The following is a 20,707-nucleotide window of genomic DNA, read 5'->3' as shown; positions in this document are numbered from 1 at the left end:
TAAAAATTACATTTTAGGGAAAATCGTTCAAATACATAACCATTTGTATCTCAAAAAATATAAATAATACTACTTTTATCATGATAAGATGAATATTAGTTGAATGCCCAAATTTTATATGATGAGCACAATTGTAATCCAATATGGAAAAGTGCATGGAGCTGTGAGGGAACTGGGTAGATTTCAGCGAAGAATAAGGAAAGCTTTGATTGAAACCGCTATAACCCCCACAATTTATGGCCCAAATTTCCTATTTATTTGACAATCTTTATTTTTTAACCACCTGTTCGGTGGCGGCAACGCTTCTGATTTCGTTTCGATTGTATCCCATTATTATCTACGTGGTCAATAGAAAAGGATTGATGGATGATCCCGATGAACGCAGCTCACATACCAATAAAGTGCCCACCTTAGGCGGTATGGGTTTGTTTATAGTTTTTTCCCTTACCATTATGTTATTAGGCGTTTTAGCGAATTTATCCCGGCCGGAATTGCTTGAATTAGTGTCGCTATTGGCGGCTACCCTGCTGCTCTTGATTATGGGTGTTAAGGATGACTTAGTGCTCATGTCGCCCAAAAAAAAATTGGTCGGGCAACTTTTAGCGAGCAGTATAATGCTTTTTTTGTCCGATGTCCGGATTGAGCATTTTCAAGGACTATTGGGGGTTGGGGAGTTACCCTATTGGGCTTCTGTGGGCTTTACCTTTTTTGTATTTATTTTGGTCATCAACGCAGTTAATCTTATTGACGGTATTGATGGTCTGGCAGGATCTATAGCCATACTTTCGAGTACTACTTTCGGTATTTTCTTTTTGCTCAACGAGCAGTACTTATTATCGTTGGTTTCCTTTGCCCTGATCGGCTCCGTAATCGGTTTTTTATATTATAACCTATCCAATACCCAAAAACTTTTTATGGGTGATTCCGGCTCACTTTTGATAGGTTTTTTACTGGCCTATCAGGGAATTGCTTTCCTGGGCGTCAACGAGAATGCCTTGGCCCCTTTTGCGGTTCCGAATGCACCGATCCTTCTTTTAGCCATTTTATCCTACCCATTATTGGACACCTTACGGGTCTTTAGTATGCGGGCCTGGCAAGGACGGAGTCCATTCAGTGCTGATCGCAACCATATCCATCATCGCCTGTTGGATTTGGGCAATGCCCATGAGCAGGCTACCTTGATTGTTTGTGTGTGTAACCTTTCGATTATTGGTTTGGTATTTTTAATAGGCGATTGGAATATCAATGTTCAGCTGATTATCAGTATTTTGGTAGGTTCGTTTTTATATTTATCACCATTTTTGAAAATTTTTGAAAAACGTCCACTTTCCTTGTCTGAAGAAACGAAAGATACCAATGGTTTTTTAACTAGTGAATCGAGAATACCGATTGAAAACCAAAAGTATAGCCCCAATTCGTCGGAAACTTCCGGGGTAGTCCAAATGGAAAATTCTGCCTTGGAGGATACGTCGTCACCATCAGGTGTACCGGTCATTAATCGTTATATTGGTGCAACAAAAGATTTTAAAAAGCAAAATTTCATCTCGGAACGGCCAGATCCGGAAAATTTAAAGACCATGGATATAAAGGGAGTGGGTAAAAATATGAGGAAACAATCCTAGGGAACCTCCGTCTGTTAAGAGATTAGAACATTTTAACTCCCCATCACCAAGTATGAAAACAATTTGGATCACAGGCGCAAACGGACAATTGGGTTCTGAGATACGGGAGTTGAGCACTTCTCAAACGGCTCATAATTTTATTTTTACAGATGTCAATGAATTGGACATTACCGATTACAATGCTGTGGCTAGCTTTGTAATAAAACGTGAAATTGATGCCCTGATTAACTGTGCCGCCCATACAGCTGTGGATAGCGCGGAAACCGAGACGGAAAAAGCGGATGCCGTTAACCATTTGGCCGTAGGCCATTTGGCAAGGATAGTAAAAGAAAATGATTTGGCCTTTATTCATATCTCCACGGATTATGTCTTTGATGGCAGGGCCTCTGAACCTTATAAGGAAACCGACGCGCCGAACCCGAAAAGCGTATATGGAAGGACCAAGTTGGATGGGGAAAATGCCATTTTAAAACTTAATCCAGCACGCACTCTGATTATTCGGACTTCTTGGATGTATTCCAGCTATGGCTCCAACTTTGTAAAAACCATGTTGCGTTTGGGGAGCGAAATGGAGGAGATTATGGTTGTGGACGACCAAGTAGGTAGTCCTACCTATGCTAGAGATTTGGCTAAAGCGGTTTTAGCGATGCTCCCAAATTTGAATGCCCCGAATACCGAAATATATCATTATGCAAATACTGGAAAGTGCACCTGGTGCGAATTTGCAGAGGCGATTTTCGACATCGCAAAAATAAAGGTTAGAACAAATCCCATCCCGACTACGGAATATCCTACACCGGCCAGAAGACCCACGTACAGTGTGTTATCTACTGAAAAGATAATCCGGGACTTTGGGATTGAAATTCCAGAATGGAAAGAGGCCTTGAAAAAATGTCTAAACAGGAAGAAATTAAAACCCACACAATAGAAAACCAATGAATAAGGTAGCTTTTATTACAGGAGTAACAGGACAGGATGGAGCCTATCTAAGCGAGTTTTTATTAAAAAAAGGATACATCGTACATGGTTTAAAAAGAAGATCTTCTTCATTTAATACGGACCGAATAGACCATCTGTATCAAGACCCCCATGTAGAAAACCGTAATTTTATTCTACACTATGGGGATATGACGGACAGTACCAATTTAATTCGTCTAATTCAGGAAATACAACCGGATGAGATCTATAACCTGGCCGCTATGAGCCATGTTCAGGTTTCGTTTGAAATACCTGAATATACTGCAAATGCGGATGGCATGGGAACCTTACGTATCTTGGATGCTGTACGGTTATTGGGGCTTGAAAAGAAAACTCGTATTTACCAAGCCGCAACATCGGAGTTATATGGCAAGGTCCAGGAGGTTCCGCAAACGGAGAAGACACCCTTTTATCCCCGTAGTCCTTATGGTGTTGCCAAATTATATGCCTATTGGATAACGGTCAACTATAGGGAGGCCTATGAAATGTTCGCCTGCAACGGTATCCTTTTTAATCATGAATCGCCTATCCGTGGGGAGACTTTTGTAACCCGAAAGATAACCAGAGCCGTTTCCCGAATTGCCATGGGCCTTCAGGATACCTTGTATTTGGGAAATTTGAACGCCCAGCGGGATTGGGGACATGCCAAGGACTATGTACGGATGATGTGGATGATCCTTCAGGCGGAAGAGCCCGAAGACTGGGTCATTGCCACGGGAAAAACCACCACGGTGCGGGATATGGTGAGTATGGCTTTTGGCGAGGTAGGTATTCAATTGGAGTTTACAGGAGAAGGAGCAGAGGAAAAGGCCTTGGTGGCATCCTGTGAAAATGTGGACTATCAACTGCCCATTGGGAAAGAAGTGGTACAGATCGACCCCCGCTACTTTAGACCTACGGAAGTAGACCTTTTGGTAGGAGATGCTACCAAGGCCCGCACCAAATTGGGATGGGAACCGATTTATGACCTAAAGGCCATGGTAAAGGAAATGATCGAGAGCGACCTTCAGCTCATGGAAAAGGACAAACATCTCAATCATGGGGGGTTTACAACCTTTAATTATTACGAATAAATGAGGAAAGACTCCAAAATATATATCGCCGGTCATACCGGCATGGTAGGTTCGGCTATCTGGCGTACACTGAAGGGTTTGGGCTATACCAATCTTATCGGTAAGGTCAGTGGTGAACTGGATTTGCGAAACCAACAGGCGGTTGCCGATTTTTTCCAAAGGGAAAAGCCGGAAATCGTGGTGGATGCCGCGGCCAGGGTGGGGGGTATTTTGGCCAATGCGAAGGATCAATATGGTTTTTTGATGGAAAATATGTTGATACAGAATAACCTGATTAATGAGTCAAATAAAAGTCATGTAGAAAAGTTCATATTTCTAGGGAGTTCCTGTATCTATCCAAAGTTGGCGCCTCAACCCTTGAAGGAAGACTATTTATTGACAGGTCCCTTGGAACCCACCAATGAGGGGTATGCCATTGCCAAGATCTCCGGGGTAAAATTATGCGAGGCGTTGCGCCAACAGCATGGTAAGTATTTTGTAAGTCTTATGCCCACCAATTTATATGGCCCTAATGATAATTTTGATTTGGAGACCTCTCATGTACTCCCGGCGATGCTCCGAAAATTTCATGAGGCCCAGGAAAATGGAAATGCGCCGGTAACCCTTTGGGGTAGTGGTACTCCCTTACGGGAGTTTATGCATGTAGATGACGTGGCCAAAGCTGTGGTCTTTTCCTTGGAAAACGAATTGCCCGGGCATTTGTACAATGTAGGTACGGGAATTGATATTTCCATTAAGGACTTGGCATTATTGATACAAAAAGTGGTGGGACATTCTGGTGAAATTCTATGGAATCGTGAAAAACCTGATGGTACCCCACGCAAATTGATGGAGGTGTCCCAATTAAAGGCCTTGGGTTGGGAGGCGCAGATACCTTTGGAAACCGGGGTCATAGCAACTTATAAGTGGTTTTTGAAGCAAAAGATATATCTTGCTAGTTAATTCTATTTTTAAAGGAAAAAGCTCCAAGGAACTTCAAAAACTCTTAAGTGTTTTGGTGGACCAATTCTTTATGAGTTTAACCACCTTTGGAACAACCATTATTCTTGCCAGAACTTTTGACGTATTGGTCTATGCGGATTTTGTTTTGCTTATGACCATCACGGTGTTCGTCTTGGGGTTTCAAAGCTCATTGATTTCTAAGCCTTACACTATTAACCTAAGGGATTTTAAGAAAATAGATGGTAAAGATTACTTTCAATTTACTTTAAATAGTAAGTTATTGTTCACCCTCATTGTTTTGGCTGTTTTCCCATTTACGTATTACTTATTGTTCAAAGAATGGAACACAACAAATGTTGCAGTTTTTACCTTGTTTATTGTTTCCTACACTTTCTACTACTTCATTAGGGAGACACTCCTGAGCGAACGAAAAACTAGAATTAATATGAACTATGGTTTGATTTGTTCTGTATTCCTAATCGGCCTGCTTTTTATTATTTGGATATATAAAATAAGCAACATTTATTTTTATCTTTTTTTTGCCTCCTGTATATATTTGGGTTTATCCACTTATTATTTGACTAGAAACTACAGACGGAAAAGTAACTTTTTTGATAATTTCCTTAAGTTTTTCCGAAGAAATTGGAAGGTGGGGAAATGGCTTATCGGCTCAAATTTCCTGTTCCATTTGGCGGGGAATATATACCCTTGGTTATTATTGCTTCTGACGGAGAAGCGGGATGTTGCTGTTTTGGGCGTCCTATTAAGCATTGCAAGTATAATTAGTCCGGTACTCAAAGCTCTTGAATCATATTTGTTGCCGCTATTTGTGGGTTTTCAAAATGATTTGGCCAAGATAAATTCATTAGTAAAAAGGTGTTTTTTATTATTTGGTGTATTTGCATGTATTGTCCTGATTACAGGCTATTTTTTTGGTCAGAATTTAATGAGTCTGTTTTTTGGCGAGAAATATAACAATTTGGGAGCCGTCGTGTTCTTTCCATTTTTAATTCAGGCCGTAGCTATTTTTTTTCAACCCCTAAAAATTACCTTAATGGCCATAAAACGTACGGATATAGATTTTTGGGTGTTCATTCCAAGAAGCTCAATTGCGGTAATTTTAGGTTATGTATTCGTTAAGCAATTTGGCATATATGGGGTTTTTTATACGATGCTTGTTGAGATTGTTTTTTATCAATTCATTTTATACGGTATTTATTTGAATATCTTGAAATCCAAGACTGGATATTGAAGGTTCCTTAGCAACCCGTTTATATGCACTTTTTATTCTCAACACTATTATTTTTAATTTCACCTGTTTTGGGAGTGTTATTTGCTTTCTTGCATGTGCTAAATGCAAGGGAAGTCAAAACCCAAGAAGTCTTTTTTTTAATTGTTTTGTTCTCGACTTTGCTTGGGATTCTAAATGCATGCAAAATTCCCGAGAGCGATTTGGAAGTGTACAAACTTTGGTACGAGGATGTAGCACATTATAGTTTCTTGGACTATTTGTTTTATTTGGGAAAAGAACCGCTGTTCTTTCTTTATAATTACTTGATGTATTATCTGACCTTTGGTTTTTTTGAACTCTATCTAATTTTAAACACGGCGATTTGCTACACAATTATGGGCTATGCTCTATTGAAAATGCATAAAGCTTTCAAGCTCCCCAATGAATATTTTTTGATTGGTTTGATTTTTTTGTTCTTCTTTCCAAACTTGTTCACGCTATCGGCTCATATAAATCGACAATTTTTGGCATCTTCCTTATTGGTTTTATTTATAGTTGATTTTGTTTTTTATAGCAAAAAGAGGATAGCACTACTATTGTCAACCATATTTATCCACACAAGCTCTGCAATTTATGTTCTTTTGTTTTTCTTAAGAAAATTAAATTCAAACCGGTGGACAATATTTCTGGTAAGCTTAATTTTCATTATTGTCTCCTACTTTCTAAATCAAATTTCTAGACTATTTTCTATCCAGTCTATTGATAATTCGAATGCCATTAACTATGGACTTAGCAGAATACAAAATAGAGAAGGAGCAATAGAATTTGAAACTTTAGGAATTCTAAGTTATGCTTTGTGCCTTTTTGTCGTTTTAGTTTTTTATTGGCTTAAGCAAAGATGGCGGTCTAATAATAGAGCTATTCTTTTATATATTTCACTCTTCATACTGACATTTATTACGGTTAATTATTTTGATACGGAATTAGCGTCAAGATTTTCCTTTTTCATGTATTTTTTGTTCCCCATCTCCTTATACTTTTTTTTGAAATTAATTGAGCTCAAAAAGTTCTGGTTTGATAGAAAAGCAACAGTCCTTTTTTTTCTTTTGATTTTTGGTTATTGGTTTACCTATAAGATTATTTATGGAGTTTGGGAGTACGAAAATATCGAGAGAGTAATATTTACTGGATTTTGGAAGTAATAAACTGTTAATTGTGGATTTTCAATCTGGTAACAATTAATTATTTGCTAACAATAATATTTAATGGAAGTAGCAGTCGTTTGTAAACTAATGCCTTTATACCGTCTGGGTCTTTTTAAGGAACTTTCCAGGAAAAGGCGAGATGTAAATGTAACTATTCTCGGTGATACCAAAGGGCAAAAGGGGATACGTACCATAAGCCTCGAAAATGTTCATTATGAAGAACTGAAAAAATTGAATTGGGCCAAAACCAAAAACTACTTCTACAGGCCGGATTTGCTACTCTGGCAAACAGGTATTGTTAAACGCATTGTAGGGGGAAAATTCGAGGTTTTTGTTTTTGAGGGGGCTATCTCCCATATTGGTATTTGGATTTTTGCCATCTTATGTAAACTTTTTAGGAGGAAGGTTATTTTTTGGACGCATGGTGACAAAGGGTTAGACCATGGTCTAAAACGCCAATTAAGAAAATTGCTTTTTGATGTCCTTGGTGACGGATTGTTTTTGTACGGCCGTACCCAAAAGCAAATTATGGTTTGCAAGGGGTATAATCCACAAAAATTATTTGTTATCAATAATTCCCTCGATTTTGAAAGGCAGCTATTGGAACAGTCCAATTTAAAGGCAACAAAAGTGACTAGATTGAAGTCTCAATTATCTTTTAAAAATAAAGCCTTTACCATACTATTTATTGGGAGATTGGTCCCCAACAAACAAATTGATGAAGTTGTTAAAGCCGTTGGTAGTTTAAAGAATCGAGGACACCTGATCAATTGTATAATTATTGGTGAAGGTCCGGAGAAAGATTGTTTATTGGGATTAGTAAAGGAATTATGCTTGGAGGATCAAGTAAGGTTAGCTGGTGCGATTTATGAAGAAAGGGAACTCGCTAAGTATTTTCAGATTAGCGATTTGTTGGTTTCTCCCGGTAATGTTGGCTTAAATTGTATACATGCCCTGGCGTATGGTGTTCCTGTCTTGACCCACAATGATTTTTCCTTTCAAAACCCGGAAGTAGAGGCCATTGAAGATGGAGTTAGTGGAACTTTGTATGAATATGGTAATATGTCCGATATGACCGACAAATTGGAATATTGGTACAAGAATAAAGCCAAGAATTCCGAAATGAAAAAAAAATGTCGAATGGAAATTGAAAAGAGATATAATCCATCTTATCAATCGGAGCAGATGATCAATGCCTTGAAGAAGTTAACTTAGAGATTCATGCACAGAAGATTAAACATATTGATTTCCGCATACGCCTGTAGTCCCGGAAGAGGATCGGAACCTGGAATGGGTTGGAATTTTGTTTCTGAACTATCAAAGTTTCATACTATTCATGTGATTACCGAGGAACATGAGTTTAGAGAAGCTATCGAGAGTTTTTTGAAAACAAATGAAAGGTTTCGGAAAATTACATTTCACTTTGTTCCAATTGTGAAGAATGATACTTTAAGGGCTATTTGGCCACCAAGCTACTATTGGTATTACAGGAAATGGCAAAAGAAAGCGTATGAAACGGCCTTAAAACTTGAAGCTCAACATAACTTCGACTTAATCCATCAGCTAAATATGGTAGGTTATAGGGAACCTGGTTATTTGTGGAAGATAGACAAACCATTTGTATGGGGCCCTATTGGCGGTTTGGAAAACTCTCCTTGGCACTTTTTACCATCCTTGGGTTTAAGAGGATTTGTATTTTATTTCTCTCGGAACATCATCAATCTATGGCAACGCAATTTTAGTAAAAGGCCTCGGTTAGCGGCCAAAAGGGAAAAAATGGCTTTGATTTCTGCAACAAAAAATGTGGCTCGACTGGCCAAAGAACTGTGGTCAAAGGAACCATTTGTAATTGCTGAGGTTGGCCAACTACAGGATATAAGTCATAGCCGAGCCGGTAATCGATGTTTGGGGGAACCTTTAAAAATAATTTGGAGCGGAACACATACTCCTGGCAAGAATTTACCTTTACTGCTAAGGGCATTAAGGATGACTTCAATTGATTATGAATTAGATGTACTTGGGGACGGATCCATGAACAAAAATTGGAAAAGTTCTGCCAGAAAAATGGGAATCGCCGATAACATTAAGTGGTATGGATGGCTAACCCAAGATAGGGCTTTGAAGATAATGAAATCCGGTCATGTATTTGTCATAACTAGTATAAGCGATTTAACGGCCACAGTTACCTTAGAGGCTCTTTCCTTGGGTTTGCCCATAATTTGTTTGAATCACTGTGGTTTTTCGGATGTAGTAAACGAAAACTCCGGTATAAAGATTAAAGTTTCAAATCCTAAAAAAGCAGCTTACGATTTAAGAATAGCCTTGGAGAGGATTTACAATGATGAAGGATTTCGTTCAAAGTTAAGCAATGGTGCAAAAAATAGATCAACGGAGTATAGTTGGGAGGCCAAAATCCAAATGCTTAATACTATTTACAATTCTTTGGTGACTACAGTTAATTAATTATGAAAAATAAAGTGTTGGTTTTGCACCCTGCATTGGCTCCATACCGTATAGACTTTTTCAATGAATTGGCCGGTTATTTTGATGCCTCCTTTTATTTTTATTACCCGAATCAAGGGTATCACACCTTTTCTGAAAATTATTTGACAAACCAATGTACATTTAAGATTAATTATCTAAAAAAGGGCTTTACCGTTTTTAATAGGTTTTTCTTTTGGGGCGTATCAGAATTGCTAAAACGAGAAAAACCAGACATAATCTTATGTTGTGAATTTAGTCCAGTAACGCTATACGTGTTTTTGAACCGTTGGTTTTTTGGAAAGAAATTTAGATTGTATACTTTATGTGATGACAGTCCTGAAAATACAAAGAAAAGAAAAGGTTACCGTTTATTTGTAAGTCGGCTTATTTCAAAAAACATTGATGGCGTAATTTTTCCAAGTAAAACTACGGGTAATATTTTTAATCAATACGTCGCCGAAAAAGCTAGTGCCCTGGAGCTGCCAATAATACAAAGCGATGAAAGGTTTAGAAACCAATTGAAACAAAGTCTAGATTTATCGAATAATTATATTGAGGAATATCAATTAATCAATACCAAGATAATTCTATATGTGGGACGTTTGGATCAAGAGAAAAACTTAACTATTTTACTAGCGGCCTTTTCCAGACTGAGGTTGGAGCATACCACTAGTGTATTGTTTATTATTGGAACTGGCCGTTTAGAAGCTTCTCTAAAACGAGAGGTTGATGTTTTGGGACAATCCATGGATATTCGTTTTCTGGGCAGAAAAGAAGGTTTGGAGCTTTTTGCATGGTATAACATTGGACAATTATTCGTGTTGCCCAGTACTTTTGAACCTTACGGTGCGGTTGTCAATGAAGCCTTATTGAGCGGTTGTAAGGTTTTGTGTTCTAAATTGGCTGGTGCATCTACGCTTATCAACCGAAGTAATGGTATGTTATTTGATCCCTATGACATTGATGAATTGCAAGATAAAATGTCAATCCTTTTAAACGATACAGCACCTATTGAAAGTCCTTTAAAAGAAGTAAGGGGGAATTATATGCCTTTTTCGTTTAATGAAAAAGTCAACAACTTGCTTTCCGCCTTGTAAAGGATATAGAAATGGGTGAACCGTAAAAAGATGAATACAAAGGAAAGCAAACTTAAAACAAACTTAAAGAGGATACTTCTACAAGTCTTGCGTAAAGTAACCTCGGATAAACTATACTACCAAATTCGCTATTTTATTACCTTTAAGAGATTTCTAAACCTTAAAGCGCCGGATACACTAATGGCCAAAATCATCTGGCAGAATATATACGATAGGGCCTCGATCTACACAAAATTGGTGGACAAATATGCTGTCAGGGATTATGTGACACAGAGAGTAGGTGAGAAATATGTAAACACCCTCTATGGGGTTTACGAGGATTCAGAGGCTATCGATTTTGGGAATTTGCCCGAACAATTTGTTTTGAAAGGCACCCATGGAGCCGATATGATCTTGATCTGTAAGGACAAATCCCAATTCGATATTCCTAGAGCTAAAAAAACCATGCAAAAATGGTTAGATACCAATTTTTATGAGCTTTGGGGGGAACATGCTTACGATAAGGTGCCTCCACGAATCATTTGTGAGCAATACCTGGCCAATGCCAATGAAAGCGCGCTGGTAGATTTTAAATACCACTGTTTTCATGGGGAGCCCAAACATATTCAAATCGATCGGGACCGTTTTACGAATCATACGCTTAATTTTTATGATTTGGAATGGAATCGTCTGCCCTTTGGGCTTTGGTATCCCCAGGCTAAGGAAGATTTGCCCAAACCCAAAAATCTAGAGGTGATGACCCAATTGGCCCGGACTTTGGCCCAAGGATTCAAGTTTGTACGGGTGGATTTTTACAATGTAAACGGGCAAATCTATTTTGGGGAGATGACCTTTTATCCCTGCAATGGCTTTGGTGTTTTTGATCCAGTGGAAAAGGATTTTGAGTTTGGAAGCTGGGTAAATTTAAAAGAAGGACAATCCTAAAAATTCGGTAGCCCATTGAAAATACTGTTTATCCATAACAATTATGCCAGCAACAACAGCGGAGAAGAGCATGCAGCCGAGGCTTTACGGGAGGTTTTGGTAGCCAATGGTCATCAGGTAAAATGGTTTCGACGGTTTTCCGATGTTATCAGCGATTCTTTTTGGAAGAAGGTACAGGCCTTTTTTTCAGGGATGTACAATCCCAAGGCTATAAAGGAACTTAATGGTATTTTAGAGGATTTTGAACCCGATGTTGTCCAATTACAAAATTTGTACCCCTTTATTTCTCCGGGAATTATCAGGATCATAAAACGTAGGGGTATACCTTTGGTGATGCGTTGCCCCAATTATCGTTTGTTTTGTCCCACGGGTCTTCATTTGGATCGTAAGGGGAACATATGTGAGAGGTGTTTGAGTGGCAGCCGTGAACTTAACTGTATTTCCAAAAATTGCGAGAATAACCTGCCCAAAAGTATTGGGTATGCATTGCGGAATTTTTTGGCCCGTACGGTTTGGGGGGTTACCAGGACCATGGATGCCTATATTGTACAGACCGAATTTCAGCGGCAAAAGTTCATAGAAAATGGTATCCCGTCTTACAAGCTATTTATTCTTCCGGGACTAACACCCATAATCCACAAATCGAATAATTCCGTAAAACCGATATACGTTTCTTTTATAGGCAGGGTTAGTGAAGAGAAAGGAATAATAGAGTTCCTAAACGCGGCGAGAATGCTTCCCCAGATACCTTTTAGGGTAATGGGCGGTCTAAAAACTTCAATGGATTATTTGAGAACAAGCTCGCCAAGCAATGTATACTGGAGTGGTTTCGTAGCCGACAAGGCCTTGGATAAAGCAATCAAGCAATCAAAATTCGTGGTGGTTCCTAGTAAATGGTATGAAGGCTTTCCCAATGTGATTACAAGGGCCATGCAACATGGAAAACCGGTTATAACCAGTGATTTAGGAGCAATGTCGGACATTATAGATAACGATGAAAATGGATTGCTCGTAGAGCCAGGCAAAGTGGAGAGCTTAAAAAAGGCAATTGAAACATTGTATTATGATGAATTGAAATGTGGTGTTTTTGGTGAAAACGCCAAGAAAAAAGCGAGTAGTTTATACTCGTCCAAAAATATTTACCATGATTTAATAAATCTATATTCAGGATTAATTCAATATGAACAAAATGATAAAACTGTTATTACCAATGGATTTCGATTGATGTCAGAATCCTCGGTGGCGATATGTTCCATTGTTCGTAATTCCTATAAGGGTTTAGTGAAAAACATTCCTACTATAGAGGAACTTCGATTGCATTTCAAACATAGTCATGTAATTGTTTTTGAAAATGATAGTACCGATAAGACAAAATCAATTCTAAAAAAATGGAGTAAAACTTCTGAGAATGTAGACGTTGATTGCCAGGATTTTGGTGAAAAAACTATTCCAAAGGATGATGTAAATGGCTTTAACAAGTACTTTTCGGCTTTCCGTATATCAAAAATGGCCCGTTATCGAAATCAATACTTGGAGGCACTGGAAAGTAGGAGAAAATCATTTGACTTTGTAATCGTAATAGATTTGGATATTGAAAAATTCTCAATTGAAGGCATTGCTCACTCTTTTGGGTTAGCAAATTATTGGGATGCCGTTACCGCCAATGGATATTCATATTCCCCTTCCTTTCGCAAAAGATACCATGATACTTATGCATTGGTTGGGAATGGTAAGGAGTCTTCCGTACAAAACGAAAAAACCATTTTTGAGAATCAAAAAAAATGGGCCGGTCTTAAACGCGGCGATAAATTGGTTCCTGTGTATTCCGCCTTTGGCGGATTGGCCATTTATCATTACAACGCTATCGCAGAAAAAAGGTATAAGACCATCGAAAACAATGATGATAGGGTTCAGGTTAGGTGCGAACACTTTTCAATTCATCATCTCATGCAGTGTGACGGTTATTCAAGAATTTTTATCAATCCAAACATGCCTGTGTTTTATGAAAAAATTACATTTGATAGGGTCAGGAATTATTTTTCTCATTTCATTTCACAGAAAAAGGAATATTTTTTCAAAAAATATTTGAAGCCCATAATTAGTTAAGGTGTCTTAGGGTTAAATTGAAAATTGACATATCAAATTTTGGTGAGAACATATGATTGGAAATCTAGATAAAATTTAAATGAGACTTTTAGGGTACAACATCTCCAAGGACTACCCGGAACTTCCTGCTAATGGAGGAATGATAATTATTAACACTTTAAATCCACATAGTTATTGTATTTCCAAGAAAGATAGGGAATTTGAAGAGGCCCTGCAGGATTCCGATGTTCTACTTCCGGATGGTATCGGTATTGTTTGGGCAGCTCGAACCTTGCAAAGGAAAAAAATACAAAAAATTGCGGGCTATGATATCTTTATACATATCATGGAATATTTGAATCAGGTCAAGGGTTCCTGCTTTTTTTTGGGAGCTTCTGAAGAAACCTTAGCGTTGATCCGTAATCGTGCTAAAAAAGATTATCCTAATGTAAAGGTCCATACCTATTCACCACCCTATAAAGCCAAATTTAATCTGGAGGAGAGTAATAGTATGTGTTCCAAAATTGAGGCCTCCGAAGCCGATGTGCTCTTTGTGGGCATGACGGCCCCCAAACAGGAAAAATGGGTTTATCAAAATAGGGCGGTGCTTTACCCTAACATTGTTTGCTGCATAGGGGCCGTATTTGATTTTTATGCAGGTACGGTAAAAAGGTCACACCCCTTCTGGATCAAACTGGGATTGGAATGGTTGCCGCGCTTCCTTAAGGAGCCCAAGAGGTTGGCGGAGCGCAATTTGGTCTCTACCCCAAAGTTCATTTTAGAAGTATTCTCCTATAAACTTTTTAAAAGAGGTTTGTTATAACCTTAAAAATCCTATCTGGCGTACAAAATGAAAATAATCCATTCCCTAAAATTGGTGATGAGCAAAGCGGAAACCTGGCGTTTCCATTTTTTGCATAAAAGGGAGGCAAATGAAATCCTGTGCCAAATTGAAAAGGAAAAAGGCAAACTTTCCGTACAGCTTAGGAAAAGGGCCTCGGAATATGCCCTGGACGTTTTTGGGACGGAGCGCTATGCGCCATGGCTTTACGTCTATACGGCATTTGCGGGAACCTTTAAGGAAGGTTGGATTCCCGATAATTATTATAGGGAAATTGTAGTGCCTAAAACACAAGGTGCCTATGGCAAATTGTCGTTTAATAATATGCTTACGAATTCTTTTTTTAAGACCGAGCAATTTCCGGATTCGGCCTATTTTATCAACGGCCAGTGGCTTTCAAAGGATTTACGGATAGTACCATTTTCTCAAATAAAGGAAATACTTTTTCAAAATCACGCAGAAGTTGTGTTCAAATTGGACCAATCCTTTCAGGGTAAGGGGATTTATCTTTTCAATAAAGCCACTTTTGAGGAAAAGGTCATACGGCGCTTGGGCAATGGGGTATTTCAATATCGGGTGCAACAACATGGTTTTTTTGATGATTTTGGATCTTCTGCCTTGGCCACTTTTAGATTGACTACGGTTATTGACCCCTTAGGCAACCCCTCCTTGCGTTCGGCCTACCTAAAATTGGGTAGACAGGGAGAAACACATATTCATGCCAATGCTGCAGTTTCGGTGCCCATAAAGATTTCTTCGGGCAAACTTGCTGATGAGGGCCATTTGACCAACGGAACAACAACACTTTGCCATCCTGATACAAAGACGAATTTTAAAGGTAAGATCATCCCGAACTTTGGCGAAGCAGTACAATTATGCAAAGACTTGCACCTTAAGGCACCCTATATTAGGATTATCGGTTGGGATGTGGCCATTGATTATTTGGGGAAGGTACAGCTCTTGGAATGGAATGGATACCACAATGACATCAAGTATTCCGAAGCGACCCAAGGGCCTTGCTTTGCGGACTTGGGTTGGGAACAGCTTTGGAAGGATAATTGAATAGTGAACAGGCATAATATTTTTTACTTAAATTCTTTCTTTTTATTGGTAAACCGAGGGTATTTGGGTTTATTTGCAGCTTTGACAAAAAAAGTTTTGGAAATCTCCCCTAAACAAAACTTGGTTGATTTTAGTTAGGATTAAAAAAGTTTCCAAGTGCTTTTTAACTCGGTACAGTTTGCCCTTTTTCTACCCATAGTTTTCCTAGGCTATTGGGTAGTGACCAAGATTAATCGCAAAGCACAAAATTTTCTTTTAATAGTTGCTTCCTATATCTTCTATGCGTGGTGGGATTGGCGTTTTCTGGGGCTTATCGCTTTCAGTACGGGGGTGGACTTCGTAGTAGGTCAACGCATTTATGTACACCTGGACGACCGTAAAAAAGCCAAGGCCTGGCTCTTGTTGAGCGTAGTTGCAAATCTAGGGTTATTAGGATTTTTTAAGTACTACAATTTTTTTGTGGACTCGCTTGTGGATAGCCTTCAGGTATTAGGGTATAGTGTAAAAAGCAAGTATACCCTAAGTATTATTCTTCCTGTGGGGATATCCTTTTATACCTTTCAAACGCTGTCCTATTCCTTTGATATTTACTATAGAAGGTTAAAACCAACGACCAATTTTGTGGCATTTGCTGCTTTTGTCTCCTTCTTCCCCCAATTGGTAGCCGGGCCCATAGAACGGGCATCCAATCTATTACTACAAATAGAACGGCCCAGGAAGTTTCAATACACTCAGGCTGCTGATGGGCTTAAGCTTATTCTTTGGGGATTGTTTAAGAAATTGGTCATTGCCGATTCCTTGGCACCTATGGTCGATGATATTTTTGCCAATTATGGGACATATCCGAGCTCCACACTTATTTTAGGCGTGGTGATGTTTAGCTTTCAAGTTTATGGGGACTTTAGCGGCTATTCAGATATTGCCATAGGTACGGCCAAGCTTTTCGGGATAGAGCTGATGTCCAATTTTCGATTTCCCCATTTCTCACGGAATGTGGCCGAGTATTGGCAACGGTGGCATGTGTCCCTCTCCACTTGGTTTCGACACTACCTCTATATTCCTTTGGGAGGTTCCAGGGTGAGCAAACAACGTGCGGTTTTCAATATCCTCGTCGTTTTTTTGGTGAGTGGACTTTGGCATGGCTCCAATTGGACTTTTGTTTTTTGGGGTGGTTTCCACGCCTTGTTATTTATCCCGGTTTTTTTATTGAAACGAAATCGGATTTATATGGATAGTGTTATTGGACAGAACACCTATCTTCCCTCTTTGAAGGAGACAGGGCAAGTGCTGTTGACCTTTGGTTTGGTTACCTTTTCACGTATTTTTTTTCGTTCGCCCAACCTTGCGGATGCCTTTGCCTATATACGCGGAATTTTTACCGATTTTCAAATGGAGTGGTATACGCATCCCCTCGGTTACCGCATGGTGGATTATTACATTTTGATGTTACTTTTTGTGGTGTATGAATACCGGATTCGGAAAAATGAACGCAGTCCGTTCCATTTTAAATCGCCTTTTGTAAGGTTTGTGCTCTACGTGTTGGCTATTTTTGGCATATTGTTGTTTTATGATGATGGTATAAATAGGTCGTTTATCTATTTTCAATTTTAACAGGAATGAAAAAGTTTATTTTCAAAACGGTAATATACTTTGGATTGATTCTGATGGCGTTGGAGCTGTTGGTAAGGGCCTTTCATCTGCATGCGGACGATCCCCCAAAAATGATAGATGAATTTGGCGTAGAGAAGCGGGTACCGGGAAGCACGGGGCATTACGTAAAGGGCAACCGTAGGCAGAATTTCACCCATTTCTCGATCAACAACTCCGGTTTTAATTCCTACCGGCAGTTTAATCCTTCCGAAAGCAAGTATGAGGTGGCCCTGGTGGGGGATTCCTTTATCGAGGGGTTTCATCAGAATTTTGATAATTCCTTAGGGAAAAAGATTGAACGGTTGCTGCCGGAGTTGGAAGTCTATGAATATGGTTATACAGGTTCAACCATGGCCTATCAGATGCATCTGGTCAATGCATATCAGGAAGAGTTCCGGAATATAGATAAGATAATCTTGTATATGAAGTTCAAAAATGACTTCGATACCCATGAGCATGAAGCGAACTATGAATTGATACGAACACTAAATACACTTCCCTTTAGGATACGAAAAAATTGCAAGCTATGGGTGTATGGATCCAATTATGGCATGACGATGCCCATAAAGAATATTGCAAGCGCTATTTGGAAAGGGTTTATTTTTTTAAGGGGAAAGGGCAACCTGGAGGTTGCCATTCCCGAAATGGAAGCTACCTCGGTAACCGACCGTATCGAAAATTTTAAAAAATTGATAGCGACTTATGGATTGGATACCCAAAAGACCGTATTGCTGCTGGATAGTCGGGTTACCGATAATCAGTTTTTAGATTTTTGTAAAGAAAACGGCATAACGTACCTTGATTTTTCGGAAGCGTTTCAAAAGGCTCTGGACCCCGTGACTTTGATATATGACATGCATTGGAACGATTATGGCCGGGAATTGTTAGCCGAAAGTATAGCAGATTATCTCCAACGGGAAATCGACCGTTAGAAGCGTTACTGCTTTTGTCCCTTCAAAGATAAAACACTCCAAGTCTGTTGGAATATCAATTTTTGTTGAAAAGGAGATGAGTCTTGCCACACTTTCAAAAACTATCATCGATATGAAAACCACTTGGCAAATAAGGACTATCGATGAACGGTGCGGTAATCGACCTTGAAATAGAGGTTGCAGGCTATCTTTTCAAGATTGTTTCCCTATTTTTACCAAAGTTTTTGAATTGTAAAAGATGTCGGAATCACCCTTCAGTTTAGATTATGACGAGGCAGAGGAATCTGTCAATATATGGGAGCTCACCAAAAAATATCTTCGGTACTGGCCCTGGTTCGTAATGTGGGTCTTAGTCTGCCTAGGTCTAGCTTATGCCTATATGCGCTATGCCCCCATAGTTTATGAATCTGTCGCCAAGATCAAGATTATTGATGAGGCCAAGGAAATGGATATCACTCCAGATCCCGTGGCCATGCTTAGCGGAAATGCAGGAATCAATTTGGGCAATGAGATACAGGTCCTAAAGTCGTACCGTATTTTACGGCAGGTGGTGGAGGCCCTACATCTGGATGTGTCCTATTTCCACAAAGGGAATATAAAGACTACCGAAATTTGGAACCCCCCTTTTGCCATTACTAAACTGATCGCCGAGGACAGCATAGGAAAGACTAGGATCTATGATATTACCATGGATGCCTTTAAGGCTCAAATTACGGATGGGAACGGCGAAATGACTACTATCGGTTTTACGGAACAAGATACTTTACCGACAGGACTTCCCTTCAATATCACGTTTTTGGAAAGTGCCCAGCCTATGGAATATGAGGGTATAGAATTTAGGATTGTCCTAAAATCGATAAAGGATGCGGTGTTCGATCTGTCCAACAAATTGCAGGTGAACCCTACCGATAAGAAAAGCGAGGTACTTTCCCTTTCCATAAAAGGGCAGAGCCCTGATAGATCGGAAACCGTAATCAATGAATTGATTAATAAATTTAACCAAGATGGTATTATTGATAGGCAGTTGATTTCCAAACGTACCCTGGAATTTATCGATGAACGGTTCGTTTACCTATCCGGGGAACTGGATTCCATAGAAGTGGGAAAAGAAAGTTTTAAGCGGGCCAATGCATTGACCTATATTGAATCCGATGCTGATTTTTCCTTACAGCGGAAAGCGATAACACAGGATGAAGTGACCAACCTGGAAACCCAGATTTCCTTGGCTTCCTTACTCAAAAATGCGGTTGTGGGGCAATCGGCCTATGGCTTGTTGCCCGTTGATGTGGGATTGGAAAATAGCGGTATTAATTCCTTGGTAGCCGAATACAATGAGATGGCCATACAACGAGAAAAATTGGTGGCCACCGTAGGTGAAAATCACCCTACCCTGGTTACGCTGTCTGGTCAATTGGAGAATCTAAAGGTAAATATTCTAAGGTCCTTAAATGTATACCAAACCCAATTGAAGTTATCCCTGAGACAACTGAATCGCGAAAAGAGCCAGGCCAATAGTATGTTTTCCCAACTTCCTGAAAAGGAAAAAACCTTGAGGGCCATAGAGCGACAACAGAGTATAAAGGAAAATCTTTTTCTTTTGCTATTGCAAAGGCGTGAGGAAGCCGCTATGAACTATGCCACTACCGCGCCTTCCATAAAAGTTGTCGACTATGCCTTGACCAGCACTGAGCCTTTGTCTCCAAAAAAGCGAATCGTATACCCAATTGGCTTGCTTATGGGTTTGCTACTGCCCTTTGGACTCCTGTATCTTAAGTTTTCGATGAACGGCAAGATTGTAGAACGTTCGGATATTGAAAATAGCCCATCGGAAATTTCAGTATTGGGTGAAATTCCCCATTTAAGAAAGATAAAAAAGTTCCATAACGCCCATGACCGATCTATTCTGGCCGAATCGTTTCGGATTTTGGCAACCAATGTGAATTATTTTCTGCCAAAATCCGATAAAGGACAGGGTAGGGTCATTTATGTGACCTCATCTATAGAGGGTGAAGGCAAGAGTCTATTGGCCTATAACTTATCGGTGGCCTTTGCAAGTTTAAACAAGAAGGTACTGCTACTGGACGCTGACTTGCGAAGTCCTACGCTCCATGATTATTTTGGTATGGGCAAAAGTACTAAGGGTTTGGCGGATTATTTGAAAGACCCTAGGATACATTGGAATGAATTTGTGTACCCCGGACTGGAGAATAATAGATATCACAAAGTGTGCCTAAGCGGGCCTGTTCCCCCCAACGCTCCGCAATTGTTGTCCAATGAAGGTTTTGAAACTTTTATCACTTCCGCCAAGGAAGCTTACGATTATATGGTTGTAGATACAGCCCCTACGATGTTGGTGGCCGATACACTGTTAATTTCAAAATATGCTGATATTACGCTTTATGTAATGCGCGCCGGCTTTACCGACAAAAAGCTCTTGAATTTTTCCAAAGACTTGCACAACAAAAGGAAACTTGCCAATATGGCTTTCGTACTTAATGATGTGAGTCCCAAAGATTCAAAACAGTATGGCTATGGTTATGGGCAGAAGTCATGATTGGAGGTGATTTAGCTTAATTCCAGG

16 protein-coding genes are annotated in these 20,707 nt (G+C 39.4%); all 16 read left to right on the top strand.

What is annotated here, in order from left to right; translation table 11 throughout:
- Nucleotides 1-236 precede the first annotated feature (236 nt).
- The 16 genes from Q0993_RS08670 to Q0993_RS08600 all read left to right on the top strand — a co-directional run bounded on the left by Q0993_RS08670 (nucleotide 237) and on the right by Q0993_RS08600 (nucleotide 20,680).
- The gene (locus Q0993_RS08670; protein WP_299531906.1) at nucleotides 237-1,622 is read left to right on the top strand and encodes an MraY family glycosyltransferase; all 1,386 of its coding nucleotides are present in this window, start codon (nucleotides 237-239) and stop codon (nucleotides 1,620-1,622) included.
- 52 nt (nucleotides 1,623-1,674) lie between these two features.
- Entirely contained in the window at nucleotides 1,675-2,550 is an 876-nt protein-coding gene (gene rfbD / locus Q0993_RS08665; protein ID WP_299531903.1) for a dTDP-4-dehydrorhamnose reductase, read from the top strand.
- 7 nt (nucleotides 2,551-2,557) lie between these two features.
- Nucleotides 2,558-3,673, top strand: coding sequence for a GDP-mannose 4,6-dehydratase (gmd, locus tag Q0993_RS08660; protein ID WP_299531900.1), 1,116 nt, complete (start codon nucleotides 2,558-2,560; stop codon nucleotides 3,671-3,673).
- Nucleotides 3,674-4,615 (top strand): GDP-L-fucose synthase, encoded by a 942-nt coding sequence (locus tag Q0993_RS08655; RefSeq protein ID WP_299531898.1) that lies wholly within the window; start codon nucleotides 3,674-3,676, stop codon nucleotides 4,613-4,615.
- Entirely contained in the window at nucleotides 4,605-5,867 is a 1,263-nt protein-coding gene (locus Q0993_RS08650) for a polysaccharide biosynthesis protein (protein ID WP_299531895.1), read from the top strand. Before Q0993_RS08655 ends, Q0993_RS08650 begins: the two co-directional genes overlap by 11 nt.
- A gap of 23 nt (nucleotides 5,868-5,890) precedes the next feature.
- On the top strand, nucleotides 5,891-7,048 hold the full coding sequence (locus Q0993_RS21880) for an EpsG family protein (protein ID WP_367279596.1): 1,158 nt from the start codon (nucleotides 5,891-5,893) through the stop codon (nucleotides 7,046-7,048).
- Nucleotides 7,049-7,111: 63 nt separating this feature from the next.
- Complete coding sequence (locus Q0993_RS08645) at nucleotides 7,112-8,266, top strand: glycosyltransferase (RefSeq protein WP_299531892.1); 1,155 nt, start codon at nucleotides 7,112-7,114, stop codon at nucleotides 8,264-8,266.
- Nucleotides 8,267-8,272: 6 nt separating this feature from the next.
- Nucleotides 8,273-9,514, top strand: a complete 1,242-nt coding sequence (locus tag Q0993_RS08640) for a glycosyltransferase (RefSeq protein WP_299531889.1) — start codon at nucleotides 8,273-8,275, stop codon at nucleotides 9,512-9,514.
- Nucleotides 9,515-9,582: 68 nt separating this feature from the next.
- Nucleotides 9,583-10,632 carry a glycosyltransferase family 4 protein gene (locus Q0993_RS08635; protein ID WP_299531887.1) on the top strand — a complete coding sequence of 350 codons (1,050 nt, stop codon included), beginning with the start codon at nucleotides 9,583-9,585 and terminating at the stop codon, nucleotides 10,630-10,632.
- Nucleotides 10,633-10,662: 30 nt separating this feature from the next.
- Nucleotides 10,663-11,556, top strand: a complete 894-nt coding sequence (locus Q0993_RS08630) for an ATP-grasp fold amidoligase family protein (RefSeq protein ID WP_299531884.1) — start codon at nucleotides 10,663-10,665, stop codon at nucleotides 11,554-11,556.
- Nucleotides 11,557-11,571: 15 nt separating this feature from the next.
- Complete coding sequence (locus Q0993_RS08625; RefSeq protein ID WP_299531881.1) at nucleotides 11,572-13,662, top strand: glycosyltransferase; 2,091 nt, start codon at nucleotides 11,572-11,574, stop codon at nucleotides 13,660-13,662.
- 79 nt (nucleotides 13,663-13,741) lie between these two features.
- The gene (locus Q0993_RS08620) at nucleotides 13,742-14,464 is read left to right on the top strand and encodes a WecB/TagA/CpsF family glycosyltransferase (protein WP_299531878.1); all 723 of its coding nucleotides are present in this window, start codon (nucleotides 13,742-13,744) and stop codon (nucleotides 14,462-14,464) included.
- 27 nt (nucleotides 14,465-14,491) lie between these two features.
- Nucleotides 14,492-15,544, top strand: coding sequence for a sugar-transfer associated ATP-grasp domain-containing protein (locus tag Q0993_RS08615; protein WP_299531876.1), 1,053 nt, complete (start codon nucleotides 14,492-14,494; stop codon nucleotides 15,542-15,544).
- Nucleotides 15,545-15,700: 156 nt separating this feature from the next.
- Nucleotides 15,701-17,155, top strand: a complete 1,455-nt coding sequence (locus Q0993_RS08610; protein WP_299531874.1) for an MBOAT family protein — start codon at nucleotides 15,701-15,703, stop codon at nucleotides 17,153-17,155.
- Between the two features lie 5 nt (nucleotides 17,156-17,160).
- Nucleotides 17,161-18,126 (top strand): hypothetical protein, encoded by a 966-nt coding sequence (locus Q0993_RS08605; RefSeq protein ID WP_299531871.1) that lies wholly within the window; start codon nucleotides 17,161-17,163, stop codon nucleotides 18,124-18,126.
- Nucleotides 18,127-18,364: 238 nt separating this feature from the next.
- Nucleotides 18,365-20,680 carry a tyrosine-protein kinase family protein gene (locus Q0993_RS08600; RefSeq protein WP_299531869.1) on the top strand — a complete coding sequence of 772 codons (2,316 nt, stop codon included), beginning with the start codon at nucleotides 18,365-18,367 and terminating at the stop codon, nucleotides 20,678-20,680.
- Nucleotides 20,681-20,707 lie beyond the last annotated feature (27 nt).

The sequence above is a fragment of the Ulvibacterium sp. genome (assembly GCF_028285715.1).
GTDB lineage: Bacteria > Bacteroidota > Bacteroidia > Flavobacteriales > Flavobacteriaceae > Ulvibacterium.
The sequence above is the reverse complement of the archived record's forward strand: the minus strand, read 5'-3'. Positions and strand labels throughout refer to the sequence as shown.

Excerpts from the sequence above, each read along its gene's own strand:
- Q0993_RS08670 (WP_299531906.1), top strand. The coding sequence starts at position 237 with ATGGCCCAAATTTCCTATTTATTTGACAATCTTTATTTTTTAACCACC.
- Q0993_RS08645 (WP_299531892.1), top strand. The coding sequence starts at position 7,112 with ATGGAAGTAGCAGTCGTTTGTAAACTAATGCCTTTATACCGTCTGGGT.
- Q0993_RS08620 (WP_299531878.1), top strand. The coding sequence starts at position 13,742 with ATGAGACTTTTAGGGTACAACATCTCCAAGGACTACCCGGAACTTCCT.
- Q0993_RS08640 (WP_299531889.1), top strand. The coding sequence starts at position 8,273 with ATGCACAGAAGATTAAACATATTGATTTCCGCATACGCCTGTAGTCCC.
- gmd (WP_299531900.1), top strand. The coding sequence starts at position 2,558 with ATGAATAAGGTAGCTTTTATTACAGGAGTAACAGGACAGGATGGAGCC.
- Q0993_RS21880 (WP_367279596.1), top strand. The coding sequence starts at position 5,891 with ATGCACTTTTTATTCTCAACACTATTATTTTTAATTTCACCTGTTTTG.
- Q0993_RS08615 (WP_299531876.1), top strand. The coding sequence starts at position 14,492 with ATGAAAATAATCCATTCCCTAAAATTGGTGATGAGCAAAGCGGAAACC.
- Q0993_RS08655 (WP_299531898.1), top strand. The coding sequence starts at position 3,674 with ATGAGGAAAGACTCCAAAATATATATCGCCGGTCATACCGGCATGGTA.
- rfbD (WP_299531903.1), top strand. The coding sequence starts at position 1,675 with ATGAAAACAATTTGGATCACAGGCGCAAACGGACAATTGGGTTCTGAG.
- Q0993_RS08605 (WP_299531871.1), top strand. The coding sequence starts at position 17,161 with ATGAAAAAGTTTATTTTCAAAACGGTAATATACTTTGGATTGATTCTG.
- Q0993_RS08630 (WP_299531884.1), top strand. The coding sequence starts at position 10,663 with ATGAATACAAAGGAAAGCAAACTTAAAACAAACTTAAAGAGGATACTT.
- Q0993_RS08600 (WP_299531869.1), top strand. The coding sequence starts at position 18,365 with ATGTCGGAATCACCCTTCAGTTTAGATTATGACGAGGCAGAGGAATCT.